Here is an 18414-nt window from a genome sequence, read left to right as displayed (position 1 = left end):
TTCTAATTCATTGATTCACAGCAGTCGATAGAAAATAACTAACTTTAGGTTGGGCACTTTTCGTACGCGCACAAAAAACCGGGCACTAGGCCCGGTTCTTCGTTTCAGACTGACGTTTTACTCGGCGGATACAGCTTCGCCTGCAGTAGCACGATCAACCAACTCGACGTACGCCATAGGCGCGTTGTCGCCAGTGCGGAAACCGCACTTGAGGATGCGCAGGTAGCCACCCTCACGGGTAGCGTAACGCTTGCCCAGGTCGTTGAAGAGCTTACCAACGATAGCTTTCGAACGAGTACGGTCGAAAGCCAGACGGCGGTTAGCCAGGCTGTCTGTCTTGGCCAAAGTGATCAGCGGCTCAGCAACGCGACGCAGTTCTTTAGCTTTCGGCAGTGTAGTTTTGATCAGCTCGTGCTCGAACAGCGACACCGCCATGTTTTGGAACATGGCCTTGCGGTGCGAGCTGGTGCGGCTCAGGTGACGACCACTTTTACGATGACGCATGGTTCATTCCTTACCAAACACTACGTTCGGTGATTACGACGATCAGGCAGTCGCCTTGTCGTCCTTCTTAAGACTTGCAGGCGGCCAGTTGTCGAGGCGCATGCCGAGGGACAGACCGCGGGAGGCCAGAACGTCCTTGATTTCAGTCAAGGATTTCTTGCCAAGGTTCGGAGTCTTCAACAGCTCTACTTCGGTACGCTGAATCAGGTCGCCGATGTAGTAGATGTTTTCCGCCTTAAGGCAGTTAGCCGAACGTACAGTCAGTTCCAGATCGTCAACCGGGCGAAGCAGGATCGGATCGATCTCGTCTTCTTGCTCGATTACCACTGGTTCGCTGTCACCTTTGAGGTCGACGAACGCAGCCAACTGCTGTTGCAGAATGGTTGCAGCGCGGCGGATAGCCTCTTCAGGATCCAGAGTACCGTTGGTTTCCAGATCAATAACCAGCTTGTCCAGGTTAGTACGCTGCTCGACACGGGCGTTTTCCACCACGTATGCGATACGGCGAACCGGGCTGAACGAAGAGTCAAGCTGCAAGCGACCGATGCTGCGGCTTTCGTCTTCATCGCTCTGACGCGAGTCTGCCGGTTCATAACCACGACCACGAGCTACTACGAGCTTCATGTTCAGGGCGCCGTTAGACGCCAGGTTAGCGATTACGTGATCGGGGTTAACGATCTCGACATCATGATCCAGCTGAATATCGGCAGCGGTAACCACCCCCGAACCCTTCTTCGACAAGGTCAGCGTAACTTCGTCACGACCGTGCAGCTTGATAGCGAGACCTTTAAGGTTCAACAGGATTTCAATTACGTCTTCCTGTACACCTTCGATGGCGCTGTACTCGTGGAGCACACCGTCAATCTCGGCCTCGACTACTGCACAGCCGGGCATTGAGGACAACAGGATGCGGCGCAGCGCGTTGCCCAGGGTGTGGCCAAAGCCACGCTCGAGAGGCTCGAGAGTGATCTTGGCGCGGGTTGGACTGACAACCTGCACATCAATGTGGCGGGGTGTCAGGAACTCATTTACCGAAATCTGCATGGATGCACCTATTTTCTAGCCCTTACTTGGAGTAGAGCTCGACAATCAGGCTTTCGTTGATGTCGGCGGACAGATCACTGCGAGCTGGAACGTTCTTGAAAACGCCCGACTTCTTCTCAGTGTCTACTTCTACCCATTCTACGCGGCCACGTTGGGCACACAGATCGAGAGCTTGGACAATGCGAAGTTGGTTTTTTGCTTTCTCGCGAACAGCAACCACGTCACCAGCACGAACCTGGTAGGACGGAACGTTAACGGTTTGACCGTTTACGCTGATCGACTTGTGCGATACCAGCTGACGGGATTCGGCACGAGTAGAACCAAAGCCCATACGGTATACAACGTTGTCCAGACGGCATTCGAGCAGTTGCAGCAGGTTTTCACCGGTTGCACCTTTTTTGCCAGCAGCTTCTTTGTAGTAGCCGCTGAATTGACGCTCGAGAACGCCGTAGATACGACGGACCTTCTGCTTTTCACGCAGTTGGGTGCCGTAATCGGACTGGCGACCGCGGCGTTGGCCGTGGATACCAGGTGCTGCTTCAATGTTGCACTTCGATTCGATCGCGCGCACGCCGCTCTTCAGAAAGAGATCGGTGCCTTCGCGACGAGCGAGTTTGCATTTTGGACCAATGTAACGAGCCATTCTTTACAATCTCCTGGATTACACGCGGCGCTTCTTCGGCGGACGGCACCCGTTGTGCGGGATTGGCGTCACGTCGGTGATGCTGGCGATCTTGTAGCCACAGCCATTCAAAGCGCGGACTGCGGATTCACGACCTGGACCTGGACCTTTGACGTTTACGTCGAGGTTTTTCAGGCCGTATTCCAGCGCAGCTTGACCAGCACGTTCAGCAGCTACTTGAGCAGCAAACGGGGTGGACTTGCGGGAACCGCGGAAACCCGAACCACCGGAGGTAGCCCAGGAAAGAGCGTTACCTTGACGGTCGGTAATGGTCACGATTGTGTTGTTAAAAGATGCATGGATGTGGGCGATGCCATCAACCACTGTCTTTTTAACTTTTTTACGAGGACGAGCAGCAGGTTTTGCCATGATTAAATTCCTGTCGATTCGCTGGGGCGATTACTTGCGGATCGGCTTACGCGGACCTTTACGGGTACGCGCGTTGGTCTTGGTACGCTGACCGCGTACTGGAAGACCACGACGATGACGCAGACCGCGATAGCAACCGAGGTCCATCAAGCGCTTGATTTTCATGTTGATTTCGCGACGCAGGTCACCTTCAGTGGTGAACTTCGCCACTTCGCCACGCAGCTGTTCAATTTGCTCGTCGCTCAGATCTTTGATCTTTGCTGCTGGGTTTACCCCAGTCTCTGCACAAATTTTCTGTGCAGTAGTGCGACCAACACCATAGATGTAGGTCAGCGAGATAACAGTATGCTTGTTATCTGGAATGTTAACGCCTGCAATACGGGCCATTCAGTGGGACTCCAATTGACAGCTACCTACGCCCCGGAAGCCAAGAAATAGGGCGCGAGATAATATCGCTGTAATAACAAATAATCAACCCGGCAGCGCACTAGCTGCCGGGCTTGAAGCACAATCACACTCAGCCTTGGCGCTGTTTGTGACGCGGTTCCGCGCTGCAAATTACTCGAACAACACCTTCGCGGCGAATAATCTTGCAGTTACGGCACAGCTTTTTCACCGATGCACGAACTTTCATCACCAACTCCTCGAACCTTATGGGTACTCAGCGCAACATGCCGCTGCCGTAGCCCTTCAGGTTGGCTTTCTTCATCAGGGATTCGTACTGGTGCGAAACGAGGTGCGATTGTACTTGGGACATGAAGTCCATCACAACCACGACGACGATCAGCAACGAGGTCCCGCCAAGGTAGAACGGTACGTTGGCTGCAACCACCAGGAACTGGGGCAACAGGCAGACGGCCGTCATGTAAAGAGCACCGAACATGGTCAAGCGAGTCAGAACGCCATCAATGTAGCGCGCAGACTGCTCACCTGGACGGATGCCCGGAATAAAGGCACCGGACTTCTTCAGGTTTTCCGCTACGTCTTTCGGATTGAACATCAACGCCGTATAGAAGAAGCAGAAGAAAATAATCCCTGCACTAAACAGCAGAATATTCAACGGCTGACCAGGAGCGATCGACTGCGAGATGTCCTGCAACCAGCCCATACCTTCAGACTGGCCAAACCAGGCACCCAACGAAGCCGGGAACAGCAAGATGCTGCTCGCGAAAATAGCCGGAATAACACCGGCCATGTTCACCTTCAGCGGCAAGTGGCTAGTCTGTGCAGCAAAAACCTTGCGGCCTTGCTGACGCTTGGCGTAGTGAACAGCAATACGACGCTGACCACGCTCAATGAACACCACGAAACCGATAATCGCTACTGCCAGCAAACCGATGGCAACCAGAGCGAAGATGTTGATATCGCCCTGACGTGCAGACTCGAAAGACTGCCCGATCGCTCTCGGAAGACCGGCGACGATACCCGAAAAAATCAACATCGAGATACCGTTGCCAACACCACGCTCAGTAATCTGCTCACCCAGCCACATCATAAACATCGCACCAGCCACAAAAGTGGATACCGCGACGAAATGGAAGCCAAAGTCACCAGTGAACGCTACACCCTGCCCCGCCAGACCAATGGACATGCCAATAGCCTGAACTAGAGCGAGGACGACAGTGCCGTAGCGGGTGTACTGGCTGATCTTGCGACGGCCAGCTTCACCTTCCTTCTTCAACTGCTCCAGCTGCGGGCTGACGGCTGTCATCAGTTGCATGATGATCGATGCCGAAATGTACGGCATGATCCCCAGCGCAAAGATGCTCATCCGCTCCAGCGCGCCGCCGGAAAACATGTTGAACAAGCTAAGAATGGTCCCCTCATTCTGTCGAAACAGGTCCGCGAGTCGGTCCGGGTTGATACCTGGAACCGGGATGTGTGCGCCTATTCGGTAGACGATAATCGCCAGGAACAGAAAACGCAGACGAGCCCAGAGTTCAGACATACCGCCTTTGCCGAGCGCAGAGAGAGCACCTTGCTTAGCCATTTATTCCTCGAACTTGCCGCCAGCTGCTTCGATAGCCGCACGCGCACCTTTGGTGGCGCCGATTCCCTTGCCGATAGTGACAGCGCGAGTCACTTCACCGGACAGCATGATTTTCACACGCTGTACGTTGACGTTGATCACGTTGGCATCTTTCAGGGACTGCACAGTGACGATGTCGCCTTCCACTTTAGCCAGCTCGGACAGACGCACTTCTGCGCGGTCCATGGCTTTCAGGGAAACGAAACCGAACTTCGGCAGACGACGATGCAGCGGCTGTTGACCGCCTTCAAAGCCTGGAGCAATGGTACCACCGGAGCGGGAAGTCTGACCTTTATGGCCACGGCCACCAGTCTTACCCAAACCACTACCGATACCACGGCCCGGACGATGCTTTTCGCGACGGGAACCCGGCGCTGGACTCAGATCATTGAGTTTCATCGATTAACCCTCGACACGCAGCATGTAGTAAGCCTTGTTGATCATCCCGCGATTCTCGGGAGTATCCAGGACTTCTACAGTGTGACCGATGCGACGCAGACCCAGACCCTTAACGCACAGTTTGTGGTTAGGGATGCGGCCGGTCATGCTTTTGATCAGCGTAACTTTAACGGTAGCCATGATCAGAAGATCTCCTTGACGCTTTTGCCACGCTTGGCGGCAATGGATTCAGGAGATTGCATAGCTTTCAAACCTTTGAAAGTGGCGTGAACCACGTTTACCGGGTTAGTCGAGCCGTAGCACTTGGCCAGAACGTTCTGAACGCCAGCAACTTCGAGAACGGCACGCATTGCGCCGCCAGCGATGATACCGGTACCTTCAGAAGCAGGCTGCATGTACACCTTCGAAGCGCCGTGACCGGACTTCATTGCGTACTGCAGAGTGGTGCCGTTCAGATCAACCTGGATCATGTTGCGACGAGCAGCTTCCATTGCCTTCTGGATCGCAGCAGGCACTTCACGTGACTTGCCACGGCCGAAGCCAACACGCCCTTTACCATCACCAACCACGGTCAACGCGGTAAAAGTGAAGATACGGCCGCCTTTAACGGTTTTGGCTACGCGGTTAACTTGAACCAGCTTCTCAATGTAGCCTTCGTCGCGCTTTTGGTCGTTATTTGACATAACTTAGAACTCCAGCCCAGCTTCACGAGCAGCATCAGCCAGCGCTTTAACGCGGCCGTGGTACTTGAAGCCAGAGCGGTCGAAAGCCACTTGCGAGACGCCAGCGGCTTTAGCACGCGTAGCGACCAGCTGGCCAACCTTAGTGGCCGCGTCGATGTTGCCAGTGGCGCCATCACGCAGTTCTTTATCCAAAGTCGAGGCACTTGCCAGGACTTTGTTGCCGTCGGCCGAAATGACCTGGGCGTAGATGTGCTGCGAAGAGCGGAACACGCAGAGACGCACGACTTCGAGTTCGTGCATTTTCAGGCGTGCTTTGCGAGCGCGACGCAGTCGAGTAACTTTTTTGTCGGTCATTTGCTATGCCCTACTTCTTCTTGGCTTCTTTACGACGGACGACTTCGTCCGCGTAGCGCACACCTTTGCCTTTGTACGGCTCTGGTGGACGGAAGTCGCGGATCTCGGCGGCCACTTGACCTACCAGCTGCTTATCGATGCCCTTGATCAGGATATCGGTCTGGCTAGGAGTCTCAGCGGTGATGCCTTCCGGCAGTTCGTAATCCACTGGATGCGAGAAGCCAAGAGCCAGGTTCAACACTGTGCCTTTTGCTTGCGCTTTGTAACCAACACCGACCAGCTGGAGCTTGCGCTCGAAGCCTTGGCTTACGCCTTGGACCATGTTGTTAACCAACGCACGAGTGGTACCAGCCATTGCGCGAGTTTGTTGATCGCCATTGCGAGCAGCGAAACGCAGCTCACCAGCTTCTTCAACGATCTCAACGGACGAATGGATGTTCAGTTCGAGAGTGCCCTTGGCACCCTTCACCGAAAGCTGTTGGCCTGCGAATTTTACTTCGACACCGGCTGGCAGCTTAACGGGGTTCTTAGCGACGCGAGACATGCTTATCCCCCCTTAGAACACAGTGCAAAGAACTTCGCCGCCGACACCGGCAGCGCGCGCAGCACGATCCGTCATCACACCTTTGTTGGTGGAGACGATAGACACACCGAGACCGCCACGAACTTTCGGCAGATCTTCGACGGACTTGTACTGACGCAGGCCTGGACGGCTGACGCGCTTCACTTCTTCGATAACCGGACGGCCTTCGAAGTATTTCAGCTCGATAGACAGCAGTGGTTTGATTTCGCTGCTGATCTGATAACCCGCGATGTAACCCTCGTCCTTCAGGACTTTGGCAACAGCTACCTTCAACGTAGAAGATGGCATGCTTACGACGGACTTTTCAGCCATCTGGGCATTACGGATTCGAGTTAGCATGTCCGCTAACGGGTCCTGCATACTCATGGGCTAGACGCTCCTAATACAGAAAAATTAGCCTTGCGGCTACTACTTGTCGCCGAGAATCTCCGAGCATAGAAAACACGGGCTCAGGCGAGCCGCATATTCTAGACACACCCCGGAAATGAATCAAGCCCCAAAAGGGGCTTGATTCAGATTCAAGGCCACCGGCGGTCAGGATCTTGCGAACCCGAGCGCCGAGACTTCGAAAGTACTTACCAGCTGGCTTTAACCAGACCTGGTACGTCACCACGCATTGCCGCTTCACGCAGTTTGTTACGGCCGAGGCCGAACTTGCGGTAAACGCCGTGTGGACGACCGGTCAGGCGGCAGCGGTTACGCATGCGCGAAGCGCTTGCGTCACGTGGCTGCTTCTGCAGAGCTACTGTAGCTTCCCAACGCGCTTCTGGACTTGCGTTCAGATCAACGATGATTGCTTTCAGTGCTGCACGCTTTTTCGCGTACTTGGCAACCGTGAGCTGACGCTTCAGCTCGCGGTTTTTCATGCTCATCTTGGCCATTTTCCTACTCCAATCAGTTGCGGAACGGGAATTTGAAAGCGCGCAGCAGAGCGCGACCTTCATCATCGTTCTTGGCAGTGGTGGTCAGGGTAATGTCCAGACCGCGGAGAGCATCGATCTTGTCGTAGTCGATTTCCGGGAAGATGATCTGCTCTTTAACGCCCATGCTGTAGTTACCACGACCATCAAAGGACTTGGCATTCAGGCCGCGGAAGTCGCGAACCCGAGGCAGGGAGATCGACAGCAGACGATCCAGGAACTCATACATACGCTCACGGCGCAGGGTCACTTTGACGCCGATCGGCCAACCTTCACGGACTTTAAAGCCAGCGATGGATTTGCGAGCGTAGGTCACAACGACTTTCTGGCCGGTGATCTTTTCCAGGTCAGCAACAGCGTGCTCGATGACTTTTTTGTCACCGACCGCTTCGCCCAGACCCATGTTCAGGGTGATTTTGGTAACGCGTGGAACTTCCATCACGTTCGAGAGCTTAAGTTCTTCCTTAAGCTTCGGTGCGATTTCCTTCCAGTAAATCTCTTTTAGTCGTGCCATGGTCTTCTACCTAGCAGTGTTCAAGCATCAACCGCTTTTTGGGTCGACTTGAAGACACGAATTTTCTTGCCGTCTTCTACTTTGAAACCAACGCGATCAGCCTTGTTGGTTTCGCCGTTGAAAATGGCGACGTTAGAAGCGTCCAGTGGAGCTTCTTTTTCGACGATACCGCCTTGTACGCCCGACATCGGGTTAGGCTTGGTATGACGCTTGACCAGGTTCAGACCGCCAATAACCAGACGGTTATTAGCGAGGACCTTAAGCACCTTACCGCGCTTACCTTTGTCTTTGCCGGCGATCACGATGATCTCGTCGTCACGACGAATCTTTTGCATGTCGGATCTCCTTACAGCACTTCTGGGGCGAGCGAGACGATCTTCATGAACTTCTCAGTACGAAGTTCACGGGTCACTGGCCCAAAGATACGGGTGCCGATCGGCTCTTGCTTGTTGTTCAGAAGAACAGCAGCGTTGCCATCAAAGCGGATAATGGAGCCATCAGCACGACGTACGCCGTGACGAGTGCGGACTACAACAGCAGTCATCACTTGGCCTTTTTTCACTTTCCCGCGAGGAATCGCTTCCTTCACGGTAACTTTGATGATGTCACCGATACCAGCGTAACGACGATGGGAGCCACCCAGCACCTTGATGCACATAACGCGGCGTGCGCCGCTGTTATCGGCCACATCGAGCATGGATTGAGTCTGAATCATATAATTTCTCCGACCCCTAGTCCTTAGACTTCCACAGCGCGTTCGAGAACATCAACCAGCGCCCAAGACTTGGTCTTGGCCAAAGGACGAGTTTCACGAATAGTGACTTTGTCGCCGATGTGGCACTGATTGGTTTCGTCGTGCGCGTGCAGCTTAGTCGAACGCTTAACGTATTTACCGTAGATCGGGTGCTTTACGCGACGCTCGATCAGAACGGTGATGGTCTTGTCCATTTTGTCGCTGACAACACGGCCAGTCAGCGTACGGACGGTTTTTTCGGCTTCAGCCATGATTACTTACCTGCCTGCTGTTTGAGCACAGTCTTCACGCGAGCGATGTCACGCTTAACTTGCCGGAGCAGGTGAGACTGCCCCAACTGGCCAGTTGCTTTCTGCATGCGCAGATTGAACTGGTCGCGCAGCAGGCCGAGCAGTTGCTCGTTAAGCTGCGGCGCGTCTTTTTCACGAAGTTCGTTCGCTTTCATCACATCACCGTCCGTTTAACAAAGGCGGTGGCGAGCGGCAGCTTTGCAGCAGCCAGGGCAAAAGCCTCACGCGCCAGCTCTTCAGAAACGCCCTCGATTTCATACAGGACTTTGCCTGGCTGAATCTGGGCAACCCAGTACTCCACACTACCCTTACCTTTACCCATCCGAACTTCGAGTGGCTTTTTGGAAATAGGCTTGTCCGGGAATACACGGATCCAGATCTTGCCGCCACGTTTAACGTGACGGGTCAGTGCACGACGCGCTGACTCGATCTGACGAGCGGTGAGACGACCACGAGCTACAGACTTCAGCGCGAACTCGCCGAAGCTGACTTTGCTACCGCGCTGAGCCAGACCACGGTTGTGGCCTGTCATCTGCTTGCGGAACTTCGTACGCTTTGGTTGCAACATTTGGCGTACCCCTTACTTAGCAGCTTTTTTACGAGGCGCTGGTGCTTGTGGTTTCAGTTCTTCTTGGCGACCACCAATTACTTCGCCTTTGAAGATCCAAACCTTTACACCGATCACACCGTAAGTGGTGTGAGCTTCGTAGTTGGCATAGTCGATGTCGGCACGCAGGGTGTGCAATGGCACACGACCTTCGCGATACCATTCAGTACGTGCGATTTCAGCACCGCCGAGACGACCGCTCACTTGGATTTTGATGCCTTTGGCACCAATGCGCATGGCGTTTTGTACAGCGCGCTTCATAGCGCGACGGAACATTACGCGACGCTCCAGCTGCTGAGCTACGCTCTGCGCAACCAACATACCGTCGAGTTCCGGCTTGCGGATTTCTTCGATATTGATGTGCACAGGCACACCCATTTGTTTGGTCAGGTCCTGACGCAGTTTCTCAACATCTTCACCTTTCTTCCCGATAACGATACCTGGACGAGCGGTGTGGATGGTGATACGTGCAGTTTGGGCCGGACGATGGATATCGATACGGCTTACGGACGCGCTTTTTAGTTTGTCTTGGAGATACTCACGCACCTTCAGATCAGCGAACAAGTAGTCCGCATAAGTCCGACCGTCTGCGTACCAGACGGAGGTGTGCTCCTTGACGATTCCCAGGCGAATGCCAATGGGATGTACTTTCTGACCCATCTCTTCGACTCCGTTACTTGTCAGCAACCTTGACAGTGATATGGCAAGACCGCTTGACGATGCGATCAGCACGGCCTTTGGCACGTGGCATGATGCGCTTCAGCGAACGCCCTTCGTTGACGAAAACGGTGCTGACTTTAAGGTCATCAACGTCTGCGCCTTCGTTATGCTCGGCGTTGGCTACGGCCGACTCCAGCACTTTCTTCATGATCTCGGCGGCTTTCTTACTGCTGAAAGCCAACAAGTTGAGCGCTTCGCCCACCTTCTTCCCGCGGATCTGGTCGGCGACCAAGCGGGCTTTCTGGGCGGAGATTCGAGCGCCCGACAACTTAGCGGCTACTTCCATTTCCTAACCCCTTAACGCTTGGCTTTCTTGTCAGCCACGTGCCCACGATAAGTGCGGGTACCGGCGAACTCGCCCAGTTTGTGGCCGACCATGTCTTCGTTAACGAGAACTGGGACGTGTTGACGACCGTTGTGTACTGCGATGGTCAGACCGACCATTTGTGGCAGGATCATCGAACGACGCGACCAGGTTTTAACTGGTTTGCGATCGTTCTTTTCCGCCGCCACTTCGATCTTCTTCAGTAGGTGAAGATCGATAAAAGGACCTTTTTTCAGAGAACGTGGCACTGTCGTATCCCTCTATTTACTTGCGACGACGGACGATCATTTTGTCGGTACGCTTATTACCACGAGTCTTCGCGCCCTTAGTCGGGAAGCCCCATGGCGATACCGGATGACGACCACCAGAGGTACGACCTTCACCACCACCATGTGGGTGGTCAACCGGGTTCATGGCAACACCACGAACGGTTGGGCGAACGCCACGCCAGCGTTTGGCACCAGCTTTACCCAGCGAACGCAGGCTGTGCTCGGAGTTCGAGACCTCACCCAGGGTCGCACGGCATTCAGCCAGCACTTTACGCATCTCACCAGAACGCAGACGCAGGGTCACGTAGACACCTTCACGAGCGACCAACTGAGCCGAAGCACCAGCGGAACGAGCGATCTGAGCGCCTTTACCTGGCTTCAATTCGATGCCGTGTACGGTGCTACCAACTGGAATGTTGCGCAGTTGAAGAGCGTTGCCCGGCTTGATCGGCGCCAAAGCACCTGCGATCAGCTGGTCGCCAGCACTCACGCCTTTAGGGGCGATGATGTAGCGACGCTCGCCATCTGCGTACAGCAGCAGAGCGATGTGAGCAGTACGGTTTGGATCGTATTCGATACGCTCGACAGTGGCAGAGATGCCATCTTTGTCGTTACGACGGAAGTCGACCAGACGATAATGCTGCTTATGACCACCACCGATGTGACGAGTGGTAATACGGCCATTGTTGTTACGACCACCAGACTTCGATTTTTTCTCGAGCAGCGGTGCGTGAGGAGCGCCTTTATGCAGCTCCTGGTTGACCACCTTGACCACAAAACGGCGGCCAGGGGAAGTCGGTTTGCATTTAACGATTGCCATGATGCACCCCTTCCTTACTCAGCACTGCTGCTGAAATCGAGATCTTGGCCTGGCTGAAGGGAGATAACTGCCTTCTTCCAGTCATTACGCTTGCCCAGACCGCGAGCTGTGCGCTTGCTTTTACCCAGAACGTTCAGGGTAGTAACACGCTCAACTTTCACGCTGAACAGGCTTTCGACGGCCTTCTTGATTTCCAGCTTGGTTGCGTCAGTAGCAACCTTGAAAACGAACTGGCCTTTCTTGTCTGCCAGAACCGTAGCCTTCTCGGAAACGTGCGGGCCAAGCAGAACTTTAAATACGCGTTCCTGGTTCATCCCAGCAGCTCCTCGAATTTCTTCACGGCCGACACGGTGATCAACACCTTGTCGTATGCGATCAGACTAACTGGATCGGAACCTTGCACGTCACGCACATCAACGTGTGGCAGGTTACGAGCAGCCAGGTACAGGTTCTGATCAACAGCGTCCGACACGATCAAAACATCGGTCAGGCTCATGTTGTTCAGCTTGCCCAGCAGGTCTTTGGTTTTCGGCGTTTCAACAGCGAAATCCTGAACTACTACCAGACGGTCAGTACGCACCAGCTCAGCAAGGATGGAACGCATTGCTGCGCGATACATCTTCTTGTTCAGCTTCTGAGAGTGATCCTGAGGACGAGCCGCGAAAGTGGTACCGCCGCCACGCCAGATTGGGCTACGGATAGTACCGGCACGAGCACGGCCAGTACCTTTCTGACGCCATGGGCGCTTACCGCCACCACGAACGTCGGAACGGGTCTTTTGCTGCTTGCTACCTTGACGGCCGCCGGCCATGTAGGCCACGACTGCTTGGTGAACCAGCGTCTCGTTGAATTCGCCGCCAAATGTCAGTTCGGAAACTTCGATCGCTTGAGCGTCATTTACATTTAATTGCATGTCAGCTTCCCCTTAACCGCGAGCCTTGGCTGCTGGACGTACAACCAAGTTGCCGCCAGTAGCGCCAGGAACAGCGCCCTTGACCAACAACAGATTGCGTTCAGCGTCCACGCGCACTACTTCGAGGGACTGCACGGTCACGCGCTCAGCGCCCATATGACCGGACATTTTTTTGCCCTTGAATACACGACCAGGAGTCTGGCACTGGCCGATAGAGCCTGGAACGCGGTGGGATACGGAGTTACCGTGGGTGTTATCTTGCCCGCGGAAATTCCAACGCTTGATCGTACCCTGGAAGCCTTTACCCTTGGACTGACCGGTCACATCAACCAGTTGACCAGCGGCGAAGATTTCAGCGTTGATCAGATCGCCGGCCTGGTACTCGCCTTCTTCAAGGCGGAATTCCATTACGGTACGACCAGCGGCAACGTTCGCTTTAGCGAAGTGGCCAGCCTGAGCTGCTGTTACACGCGAAGCACGACGCTCGCCGACAGTGACTTGCACTGCACGATAGCCATCGGTCTCTTCAGTTTTGAACTGGGTGACGCGATTCGGCTCGATCTCAATGACCGTGACCGGAATGGAGACACCTTCTTCGGTGAAAATACGGGTCATACCGCATTTACGACCGACTACACCAATAGTCATGTTGTAAACCTCATGAGTGTACGGGGCTTTCACCCGCTATGGCCGCCCATTTCAGAGCGTTACACGACTAAGACCGAGTCTTAGCCGAGGCTGATCTGCACTTCCACACCGGCCGCAAGATCAAGCTTCATAAGTGCGTCAACGGTTTTATCCGTTGGCTGGACGATGTCCAGAACGCGCTTATGAGTACGGATCTCGTACTGGTCACGCGCGTCTTTGTTGACGTGCGGGGAGACCAGAACGGTGAACCGCTCTTTACGGGTAGGCAGTGGAATTGGACCACGCACTTGAGCACCAGTACGTTTCGCGGTTTCCACGATTTCCTGGGTGGATTGGTCGATCAGGCGATGGTCGAAAGCCTTCAACCTGATACGGATTTGCTGATTTTGCATTGGATTTCAGACTCCGGCTGCTATTCCCACCGAGCGCAATACGCCCGTTAAAAGGAGGCGCAATTCTATAGACGCCCCAGAAAGGTGTCAACCCAATAAAAAAGCCCCCGCTGAGCGGGGGCTTTTTCAAAACATCAAAGCCAACTCAAAAAAGAGCTTACTCGATGATTTTGGCTACGACGCCAGCGCCGACGGTACGACCGCCTTCACGGATAGCGAAACGCAGACCATCTTCCATTGCGATGGTTTTGATCAGGGTAACAGTCATTTGAATGTTATCACCTGGCATTACCATTTCAACGCCTTCTGGCAGCTCGCAGTTACCGGTCACGTCAGTAGTACGGAAGTAGAACTGTGGACGATAGCCTTTGAAGAACGGAGTGTGGCGACCGCCTTCTTCCTTGCTCAGAACGTAAACTTCTGCGGTGAACTTGGTGTGCGGCTTAACCGAACCCGGCTTAACCAGCACCTGGCCACGCTCAACGTCGTCACGCTTGGTGCCACGCAGCAGAACGCCGCAGTTCTCACCAGCACGACCTTCGTCGAGCAGTTTACGGAACATTTCAACACCGGTGCAGGTGGTGACAGTAGTGTCACGCAGACCAACGATTTCCAGTGGATCCTGAACGCGCACGATACCGCGCTCGATACGACCAGTCACAACAGTACCGCGACCGGAGATCGAGAATACGTCTTCGATTGGCATCAGGAATGGCTTGTCGATCATACGAACTGGCTCTGGGATGTAGCTGTCCAGAGTTTCAACCAGTTTACGAACGGACGTGGTGCCCATTTCGTTATCGTCTTTACCTTCCAGAGCCATACGAGCAGAACCGATGATGATCGGAGTGTCGTCGCCTGGGAAGTCGTAAGTGCTCAGCAGATCGCGCACTTCCATCTCAACCAGTTCCAGCAGCTCAGCGTCGTCTACGAGGTCAGCCTTGTTCAGGTAAACCACGATGTACGGAACGCCAACCTGACGGGACAGCAGGATGTGCTCACGGGTTTGTGGCATCGGACCATCAGCAGCCGAACAAACCAGGATTGCGCCGTCCATCTGGGCAGCACCGGTGATCATGTTCTTCACATAGTCAGCGTGACCTGGGCAGTCAACGTGAGCGTAGTGACGGATCTTCGAGTTGTACTCAACGTGCGCGGTGTTAATGGTGATACCGCGAGCTTTTTCTTCTGGCGCGCTATCGATCTTGTCGAAGTCAACGACAGCCGAACCGAAAATTTCGGAGCAAACACGAGTCAGAGCAGCAGTCAGCGTAGTTTTACCATGGTCAACGTGACCGATAGTGCCAACGTTGACGTGCGGTAGGGAACGATCAAATTTTTCTTTAGCCACGACAATTAACTCCTTGCCTAAAGGACTGAATCAGCCTTGTTTTTTGGTTACAGTTTCGACGATGTGCGACGGAGCTGTATTGTATTTTTTGAATTCCATAGAGTAGCTTGCGCGACCCTGGGACATGGAACGAACGTCGGTCGCATAACCGAACATCTCGCCCAGCGGAACTTCGGCGCGAATTACCTTGCCGGAGACCGTGTCTTCCATACCCAAAATCATGCCGCGACGACGGTTAAGGTCGCCCATCACGTCACCCATATAGTCTTCAGGCGTAACAACCTCTACCGCCATGATCGGCTCAAGCAACTCACCGCCGCCCTTTTGGGCCAGTTGCTTGGTCGCCATGGAAGCAGCCACCTTAAACGCCATCTCGTTAGAGTCGACGTCGTGGTAAGAACCATCAAACACGGTAGCCTTCAGGCCGATCAGCGGATAGCCGGCAACAACGCCGTTCTTCATCTGCTCTTCGATACCCTTCTGGATAGCCGGGATGTATTCCTTAGGAACCACACCACCCACTACTTCGTTCACGAATTGCAGACCTTCCTGACCTTCATCAGCCGGTGCAAAACGGATCCAGCAATGGCCAAACTGACCACGACCGCCGGATTGACGAACGAACTTGCCTTCGATCTCACAGTTCTTCGTGATGCGCTCACGATAGGAAACCTGAGGCTTACCGATGTTGGCTTCGACGTTGAACTCACGGCGCATCCGGTCAACCAGGATGTCCAGGTGCAACTCGCCCATGCCAGAGATGATCGTTTGACCAGTCTCTTCATCAGTCTTGACGCGGAAAGACGGGTCTTCCTGAGCAAGTTTGCCCAGTGCGATACCCATTTTTTCCTGGTCATCCTTGGTCTTAGGCTCTACGGCAACCGAAATAACCGGCTCCGGGAAGTCCATGCGAACCAGGATGATTGGCTTGTCAGCGTTGCACAAAGTTTCACCAGTGGTGACGTCCTTCATGCCGATCAAGGCCGCGATGTCGCCAGCGCGTACTTCCTTGATTTCTTCACGGGCGTTTGCGTGCATTTGCACCATACGACCCACACGCTCTTTCTTGCCTTTAACCGAGTTGATCACGCCGTCGCCGGAGTTCAACACGCCCGAGTAAACACGGACGAAGGTCAAGGTACCCACGAATGGGTCGGTAGCGATCTTGAACGCCAGAGCCGAGAACGGCTCGCTGTCGTCCGCATGACGCTCCATCTGCTTTTCCTCATCATCCGGGTCAGTACCCTTGATGGCAGGAATGTCGACAGGAGCAGGCAGGTAGTCGATAACGGCGTCGAGAACCAGGGGAACACCCTTGTTCTTGAAGGAAGAACCGCAAACAGCCAGAACGATCTCACCAGCGATAGTACGCTGACGCAGAGCGGCCTTGATTTCCTCGATGGAGAGCTCTTCGCCTTCGAGGTACTTGTTCATCAGCTCTTCGCTGGCTTCAGCCGCAGCCTCGACCATGTTGCTGCGCCACTCTTCAGCCAACTCCTGCAGTTCAGCAGGGATAGCTTCACGACGTGGAGTCATGCCTTTGTCAGCATCGTTCCAGTAAACCGCTTCCATGGTCATCAAATCGATCTGACCCTGGAAGTTGTCTTCGGAACCGATAGCCAACTGGATCGGCACCGGAGTGTGACCCAGACGCTGCTTGATCTGAGCGATCACGCGCAGGAAGTTAGCGCCAGCACGGTCCATCTTGTTCACGTAAACGATACGTGGAACACCGTATTTGTTGGCTTGACGCCATACGGTTTCGGACTGAGGCTCAACGCCCGAGGTGCCGCAGAACACAACGACCGCGCCGTCGAGAACACGCAGGGAACGCTCAACTTCAATAGTAAAGTCTACGTGGCCCGGGGTATCAATGACGTTGAAGCGGTATTGGTCTTTGTGCTGCTTCTCGGAACCCTGCCAGAAGGCGGTAATAGCAGCAGAAGTAATGGTAATACCACGCTCCTGCTCCTGCACCATCCAGTCTGTGGTCGCGGCGCCGTCATGCACCTCGCCCATCTTGTGGCTTTTGCCGGTGTAAAAAAGGACGCGCTCGGTGGTGGTGGTTTTACCAGCATCCACGTGAGCTACGATACCAATGTTACGGTAGCGGTTAATCGGTGTAGTACGAGCCATAAAGCCCTCGCAAAATTAGTGACGCTAAAATTAGAAGCGGTAGTGCGAGAAAGCTTTGTTAGCTTCAGCCATACGGTGCACGTCTTCACGCTTCTTAACTGCAGCACCTTTACCTTCGGCAGCGTCCAACAGTTCGCCAGCCAAACGCAGAGCCATAGACTTCTCGCCACGCTTACGTGCGAAGTCTACCAACCAGCGCATTGCCAGAGCGTTACGACGGGACGGACGAACTTCAACCGGAACCTGGTAAGTTGCACCGCCTACACGGCGCGACTTTACTTCGACCAGCGGAGCGATGGCGTCGAGAGCTTTCTCGAAGATTTCCAGGGGGTCGCTGTTCTTGCGTTCTTTAACCTTTTCCAGCGCGCCATAAACGATACGCTCGGCAACGGCTTTTTTGCCGCTTTCCATAACGTGGTTCATGAACTTGGCCAGAATTTGGCTTCCGTATTTTGGATCGTCAAGCACTTCGCGCTTGGCTGCTACGCGTCTTCTTGGCATGGATAAGCCCTCAAACGGTCTTCAGGTTCGCTCGGAATCGGTGCCCTTGCGGGACGCCTCCGACCTTACTCTTATCGACTCAGAAAAATAGATAATTCAGTTTTTACAAAAAGCCACTACTACTTAGGCTTCTTGGTACCGTACTTCGAACGACCCTGGTTACGACCTTTAACGCCGGAAGTATCCAAAGAACCGCGTACGGTGTGGTAACGAACACCTGGCAAGTCTTTTACACGACCGCCGCGGATCAGTACCACGCTGTGCTCTTGCAGGTTGTGGCCTTCACCGCCGATGTACGAGGAAACCTCGAAACCGTTGGTCAGACGCACACGGCATACTTTACGCAGTGCCGAGTTAGGTTTTTTCGGCGTGGTGGTGTACACACGGGTGCACACGCCACGACGTTGCGGGCAGTTCTGCAGCGCAGGCACGTCGGATTTCTCGACGATACGCTTACGCGGCTGACGTACCAGCTGGTTGATAGTTGCCATCTACTAGCTCCACTGTTGTCTTGCGACGCTATTGTCTTGCAAGAAAAGCAAAATGGCAGGAACGAATTCCCGCCAAATTTAGGGGTACAAGAGTCTAAAGAGGATCTTGCCCCCAG

General features: G+C 54.1%; 32 protein-coding genes. All 32 read right to left on the bottom strand.

All coding sequences use genetic code 11. The features are described from left to right. Positions 1-117: 117 nt before the first annotated feature. Complete coding sequence (gene rplQ / locus KUF73_RS13925) at positions 118-504, bottom strand: 50S ribosomal protein L17 (protein ID WP_007918448.1); 387 nt, start codon at positions 502-504, stop codon at positions 118-120. Between the two features lie 42 nt (positions 505-546). Beyond that, positions 547-1548: a DNA-directed RNA polymerase subunit alpha gene (gene rpoA, locus KUF73_RS13920; RefSeq protein ID WP_007924176.1), complete on the bottom strand. Its 1002-nt coding sequence runs from the start codon at positions 1546-1548 to the stop codon at positions 547-549. Between the two features lie 22 nt (positions 1549-1570). Beyond that, positions 1571-2191 (bottom strand): 30S ribosomal protein S4, encoded by a 621-nt coding sequence (gene rpsD, locus KUF73_RS13915; protein ID WP_003176404.1) that lies wholly within the window; start codon positions 2189-2191, stop codon positions 1571-1573. Between the two features lie 18 nt (positions 2192-2209). Continuing rightward, on the bottom strand, positions 2210-2599 hold the full coding sequence (gene rpsK, locus KUF73_RS13910; protein WP_002555466.1) for a 30S ribosomal protein S11: 390 nt from the start codon (positions 2597-2599) through the stop codon (positions 2210-2212). 30 nt (positions 2600-2629) lie between these two features. After that, positions 2630-2986: a 30S ribosomal protein S13 gene (gene rpsM, locus KUF73_RS13905; RefSeq protein WP_009045849.1), complete on the bottom strand. Its 357-nt coding sequence runs from the start codon at positions 2984-2986 to the stop codon at positions 2630-2632. A 130-nt stretch (positions 2987-3116) separates the two neighbouring features. Further along, positions 3117-3233 (bottom strand): 50S ribosomal protein L36, encoded by a 117-nt coding sequence (gene rpmJ / locus KUF73_RS13900; protein WP_002555468.1) that lies wholly within the window; start codon positions 3231-3233, stop codon positions 3117-3119. 27 nt (positions 3234-3260) lie between these two features. After that, positions 3261-4589, bottom strand: a complete 1329-nt coding sequence (gene secY, locus KUF73_RS13895) for a preprotein translocase subunit SecY (protein WP_003228718.1) — start codon at positions 4587-4589, stop codon at positions 3261-3263. Then, positions 4590-5027 carry a 50S ribosomal protein L15 gene (gene rplO / locus KUF73_RS13890; protein ID WP_003228720.1) on the bottom strand — a complete coding sequence of 146 codons (438 nt, stop codon included), beginning with the start codon at positions 5025-5027 and terminating at the stop codon, positions 4590-4592. A gap of 3 nt (positions 5028-5030) precedes the next feature. Next, a complete protein-coding gene (gene rpmD / locus KUF73_RS13885) occupies positions 5031-5207 on the bottom strand; it encodes a 50S ribosomal protein L30 (RefSeq protein WP_003186033.1) in 177 nt (58 codons plus the stop codon). 2 nt (positions 5208-5209) lie between these two features. Beyond that, entirely contained in the window at positions 5210-5710 is a 501-nt protein-coding gene (rpsE, locus tag KUF73_RS13880) for a 30S ribosomal protein S5 (RefSeq protein ID WP_007943782.1), read from the bottom strand. Positions 5711-5713: 3 nt separating this feature from the next. Next, the gene (gene rplR / locus KUF73_RS13875; RefSeq protein ID WP_003186037.1) at positions 5714-6064 is read right to left on the bottom strand and encodes a 50S ribosomal protein L18; all 351 of its coding nucleotides are present in this window, start codon (positions 6062-6064) and stop codon (positions 5714-5716) included. Positions 6065-6074: 10 nt separating this feature from the next. After that, entirely contained in the window at positions 6075-6608 is a 534-nt protein-coding gene (rplF, locus tag KUF73_RS13870) for a 50S ribosomal protein L6 (protein ID WP_003176412.1), read from the bottom strand. A gap of 12 nt (positions 6609-6620) precedes the next feature. Further along, positions 6621-7013 (bottom strand): 30S ribosomal protein S8, encoded by a 393-nt coding sequence (gene rpsH / locus KUF73_RS13865; protein WP_017848802.1) that lies wholly within the window; start codon positions 7011-7013, stop codon positions 6621-6623. A 209-nt stretch (positions 7014-7222) separates the two neighbouring features. Further along, complete coding sequence (gene rpsN, locus KUF73_RS13860) at positions 7223-7528, bottom strand: 30S ribosomal protein S14 (RefSeq protein WP_003176414.1); 306 nt, start codon at positions 7526-7528, stop codon at positions 7223-7225. Between the two features lie 13 nt (positions 7529-7541). Beyond that, positions 7542-8081, bottom strand: a complete 540-nt coding sequence (gene rplE, locus KUF73_RS13855; RefSeq protein WP_003176415.1) for a 50S ribosomal protein L5 — start codon at positions 8079-8081, stop codon at positions 7542-7544. Positions 8082-8101: 20 nt separating this feature from the next. After that, positions 8102-8416: a 50S ribosomal protein L24 gene (gene rplX / locus KUF73_RS13850; RefSeq protein WP_003176416.1), complete on the bottom strand. Its 315-nt coding sequence runs from the start codon at positions 8414-8416 to the stop codon at positions 8102-8104. An 11-nt stretch (positions 8417-8427) separates the two neighbouring features. After that, positions 8428-8796, bottom strand: a complete 369-nt coding sequence (rplN, locus tag KUF73_RS13845; RefSeq protein WP_002555479.1) for a 50S ribosomal protein L14 — start codon at positions 8794-8796, stop codon at positions 8428-8430. Positions 8797-8819: 23 nt separating this feature from the next. Continuing rightward, the gene (rpsQ, locus tag KUF73_RS13840) at positions 8820-9086 is read right to left on the bottom strand and encodes a 30S ribosomal protein S17 (protein ID WP_003176419.1); all 267 of its coding nucleotides are present in this window, start codon (positions 9084-9086) and stop codon (positions 8820-8822) included. 2 nt (positions 9087-9088) lie between these two features. After that, a complete protein-coding gene (rpmC, locus tag KUF73_RS13835) occupies positions 9089-9280 on the bottom strand; it encodes a 50S ribosomal protein L29 (RefSeq protein WP_008030901.1) in 192 nt (63 codons plus the stop codon). Next, positions 9280-9693: a 50S ribosomal protein L16 gene (gene rplP, locus KUF73_RS13830; RefSeq protein ID WP_007896757.1), complete on the bottom strand. Its 414-nt coding sequence runs from the start codon at positions 9691-9693 to the stop codon at positions 9280-9282. The genes rpmC and rplP overlap by 1 nt, the downstream gene beginning before the upstream one ends. A 12-nt stretch (positions 9694-9705) precedes the next feature. Then, positions 9706-10392, bottom strand: a complete 687-nt coding sequence (rpsC, locus tag KUF73_RS13825) for a 30S ribosomal protein S3 (protein ID WP_003176422.1) — start codon at positions 10390-10392, stop codon at positions 9706-9708. Between the two features lie 13 nt (positions 10393-10405). Beyond that, a complete protein-coding gene (rplV, locus tag KUF73_RS13820; RefSeq protein WP_003103908.1) occupies positions 10406-10738 on the bottom strand; it encodes a 50S ribosomal protein L22 in 333 nt (110 codons plus the stop codon). Between the two features lie 11 nt (positions 10739-10749). Then, a complete protein-coding gene (gene rpsS / locus KUF73_RS13815; protein WP_002555486.1) occupies positions 10750-11025 on the bottom strand; it encodes a 30S ribosomal protein S19 in 276 nt (91 codons plus the stop codon). A 16-nt stretch (positions 11026-11041) separates the two neighbouring features. Then, a complete protein-coding gene (gene rplB / locus KUF73_RS13810) occupies positions 11042-11866 on the bottom strand; it encodes a 50S ribosomal protein L2 (RefSeq protein WP_161756628.1) in 825 nt (274 codons plus the stop codon). Between the two features lie 14 nt (positions 11867-11880). Then, complete coding sequence (gene rplW / locus KUF73_RS13805; protein ID WP_002555488.1) at positions 11881-12180, bottom strand: 50S ribosomal protein L23; 300 nt, start codon at positions 12178-12180, stop codon at positions 11881-11883. Next, complete coding sequence (rplD, locus tag KUF73_RS13800) at positions 12177-12779, bottom strand: 50S ribosomal protein L4 (RefSeq protein WP_003228735.1); 603 nt, start codon at positions 12777-12779, stop codon at positions 12177-12179. Before rplD ends, rplW begins: the two co-directional genes overlap by 4 nt. Positions 12780-12791: 12 nt before the next feature. Further along, positions 12792-13427, bottom strand: coding sequence for a 50S ribosomal protein L3 (gene rplC / locus KUF73_RS13795; protein WP_003186059.1), 636 nt, complete (start codon positions 13425-13427; stop codon positions 12792-12794). Between the two features lie 80 nt (positions 13428-13507). Beyond that, positions 13508-13819 (bottom strand): 30S ribosomal protein S10, encoded by a 312-nt coding sequence (gene rpsJ / locus KUF73_RS13790; protein WP_003186070.1) that lies wholly within the window; start codon positions 13817-13819, stop codon positions 13508-13510. A 157-nt stretch (positions 13820-13976) separates the two neighbouring features. Next, positions 13977-15170 carry an elongation factor Tu gene (gene tuf / locus KUF73_RS13785; RefSeq protein ID WP_218438571.1) on the bottom strand — a complete coding sequence of 398 codons (1194 nt, stop codon included), beginning with the start codon at positions 15168-15170 and terminating at the stop codon, positions 13977-13979. A 30-nt stretch (positions 15171-15200) separates the two neighbouring features. After that, entirely contained in the window at positions 15201-17306 is a 2106-nt protein-coding gene (gene fusA / locus KUF73_RS13780; protein WP_218438570.1) for an elongation factor G, read from the bottom strand. A gap of 30 nt (positions 17307-17336) precedes the next feature. After that, positions 17337-17807 (bottom strand): 30S ribosomal protein S7, encoded by a 471-nt coding sequence (gene rpsG, locus KUF73_RS13775; RefSeq protein WP_002555493.1) that lies wholly within the window; start codon positions 17805-17807, stop codon positions 17337-17339. A 119-nt stretch (positions 17808-17926) separates the two neighbouring features. Then, a complete protein-coding gene (rpsL, locus tag KUF73_RS13770; protein ID WP_002555494.1) occupies positions 17927-18298 on the bottom strand; it encodes a 30S ribosomal protein S12 in 372 nt (123 codons plus the stop codon). Positions 18299-18414: the final 116 nt, after the last annotated feature.

It is taken from the genome of Pseudomonas sp. PD9R, from assembly GCF_019200975.1.
GTDB lineage: Bacteria > Pseudomonadota > Gammaproteobacteria > Pseudomonadales > Pseudomonadaceae > Aquipseudomonas.
This window is presented reverse-complemented; position numbering and strand designations above follow the sequence as displayed.

What these genes read in the sequence shown, in the direction of transcription:
- rplQ (WP_007918448.1), bottom strand. Translation starts at nt 504, where the DNA reads ATGCGTCATCGTAAAAGTGGTCGTCACCTGAGCCGCACCAGCTCGCAC.
- rpoA (WP_007924176.1), bottom strand. Translation starts at nt 1,548, where the DNA reads ATGCAGATTTCGGTAAATGAGTTCCTGACACCCCGCCACATTGATGTG.
- rpsD (WP_003176404.1), bottom strand. Translation starts at nt 2,191, where the DNA reads ATGGCTCGTTACATTGGTCCAAAATGCAAACTCGCTCGTCGCGAAGGC.
- rpsK (WP_002555466.1), bottom strand. Translation starts at nt 2,599, where the DNA reads ATGGCAAAACCTGCTGCTCGTCCTCGTAAAAAAGTTAAAAAGACAGTG.
- rpsM (WP_009045849.1), bottom strand. Translation starts at nt 2,986, where the DNA reads ATGGCCCGTATTGCAGGCGTTAACATTCCAGATAACAAGCATACTGTT.
- rpmJ (WP_002555468.1), bottom strand. Translation starts at nt 3,233, where the DNA reads ATGAAAGTTCGTGCATCGGTGAAAAAGCTGTGCCGTAACTGCAAGATT.
- secY (WP_003228718.1), bottom strand. Translation starts at nt 4,589, where the DNA reads ATGGCTAAGCAAGGTGCTCTCTCTGCGCTCGGCAAAGGCGGTATGTCT.
- rplO (WP_003228720.1), bottom strand. Translation starts at nt 5,027, where the DNA reads ATGAAACTCAATGATCTGAGTCCAGCGCCGGGTTCCCGTCGCGAAAAG.
- rpmD (WP_003186033.1), bottom strand. Translation starts at nt 5,207, where the DNA reads ATGGCTACCGTTAAAGTTACGCTGATCAAAAGCATGACCGGCCGCATC.
- rpsE (WP_007943782.1), bottom strand. Translation starts at nt 5,710, where the DNA reads ATGTCAAATAACGACCAAAAGCGCGACGAAGGCTACATTGAGAAGCTG.
- rplR (WP_003186037.1), bottom strand. Translation starts at nt 6,064, where the DNA reads ATGACCGACAAAAAAGTTACTCGACTGCGTCGCGCTCGCAAAGCACGC.
- rplF (WP_003176412.1), bottom strand. Translation starts at nt 6,608, where the DNA reads ATGTCTCGCGTCGCTAAGAACCCCGTTAAGCTGCCAGCCGGTGTCGAA.
- rpsH (WP_017848802.1), bottom strand. Translation starts at nt 7,013, where the DNA reads ATGAGTATGCAGGACCCGTTAGCGGACATGCTAACTCGAATCCGTAAT.
- rpsN (WP_003176414.1), bottom strand. Translation starts at nt 7,528, where the DNA reads ATGGCCAAGATGAGCATGAAAAACCGCGAGCTGAAGCGTCAGCTCACG.
- rplE (WP_003176415.1), bottom strand. Translation starts at nt 8,081, where the DNA reads ATGGCACGACTAAAAGAGATTTACTGGAAGGAAATCGCACCGAAGCTT.
- rplX (WP_003176416.1), bottom strand. Translation starts at nt 8,416, where the DNA reads ATGCAAAAGATTCGTCGTGACGACGAGATCATCGTGATCGCCGGCAAA.
- rplN (WP_002555479.1), bottom strand. Translation starts at nt 8,796, where the DNA reads ATGATTCAGACTCAATCCATGCTCGATGTGGCCGATAACAGCGGCGCA.
- rpsQ (WP_003176419.1), bottom strand. Translation starts at nt 9,086, where the DNA reads ATGGCTGAAGCCGAAAAAACCGTCCGTACGCTGACTGGCCGTGTTGTC.
- rpmC (WP_008030901.1), bottom strand. Translation starts at nt 9,280, where the DNA reads ATGAAAGCGAACGAACTTCGTGAAAAAGACGCGCCGCAGCTTAACGAG.
- rplP (WP_007896757.1), bottom strand. Translation starts at nt 9,693, where the DNA reads ATGTTGCAACCAAAGCGTACGAAGTTCCGCAAGCAGATGACAGGCCAC.
- rpsC (WP_003176422.1), bottom strand. Translation starts at nt 10,392, where the DNA reads ATGGGTCAGAAAGTACATCCCATTGGCATTCGCCTGGGAATCGTCAAG.
- rplV (WP_003103908.1), bottom strand. Translation starts at nt 10,738, where the DNA reads ATGGAAGTAGCCGCTAAGTTGTCGGGCGCTCGAATCTCCGCCCAGAAA.
- rplB (WP_161756628.1), bottom strand. Translation starts at nt 11,866, where the DNA reads ATGGCAATCGTTAAATGCAAACCGACTTCCCCTGGCCGCCGTTTTGTG.
- rplW (WP_002555488.1), bottom strand. Translation starts at nt 12,180, where the DNA reads ATGAACCAGGAACGCGTATTTAAAGTTCTGCTTGGCCCGCACGTTTCC.
- rplD (WP_003228735.1), bottom strand. Translation starts at nt 12,779, where the DNA reads ATGCAATTAAATGTAAATGACGCTCAAGCGATCGAAGTTTCCGAACTG.
- rplC (WP_003186059.1), bottom strand. Translation starts at nt 13,427, where the DNA reads ATGACTATTGGTGTAGTCGGTCGTAAATGCGGTATGACCCGTATTTTC.
- rpsJ (WP_003186070.1), bottom strand. Translation starts at nt 13,819, where the DNA reads ATGCAAAATCAGCAAATCCGTATCAGGTTGAAGGCTTTCGACCATCGC.
- fusA (WP_218438570.1), bottom strand. Translation starts at nt 17,306, where the DNA reads ATGGCTCGTACTACACCGATTAACCGCTACCGTAACATTGGTATCGTA.
- rpsG (WP_002555493.1), bottom strand. Translation starts at nt 17,807, where the DNA reads ATGCCAAGAAGACGCGTAGCAGCCAAGCGCGAAGTGCTTGACGATCCA.
- rpsL (WP_002555494.1), bottom strand. Translation starts at nt 18,298, where the DNA reads ATGGCAACTATCAACCAGCTGGTACGTCAGCCGCGTAAGCGTATCGTC.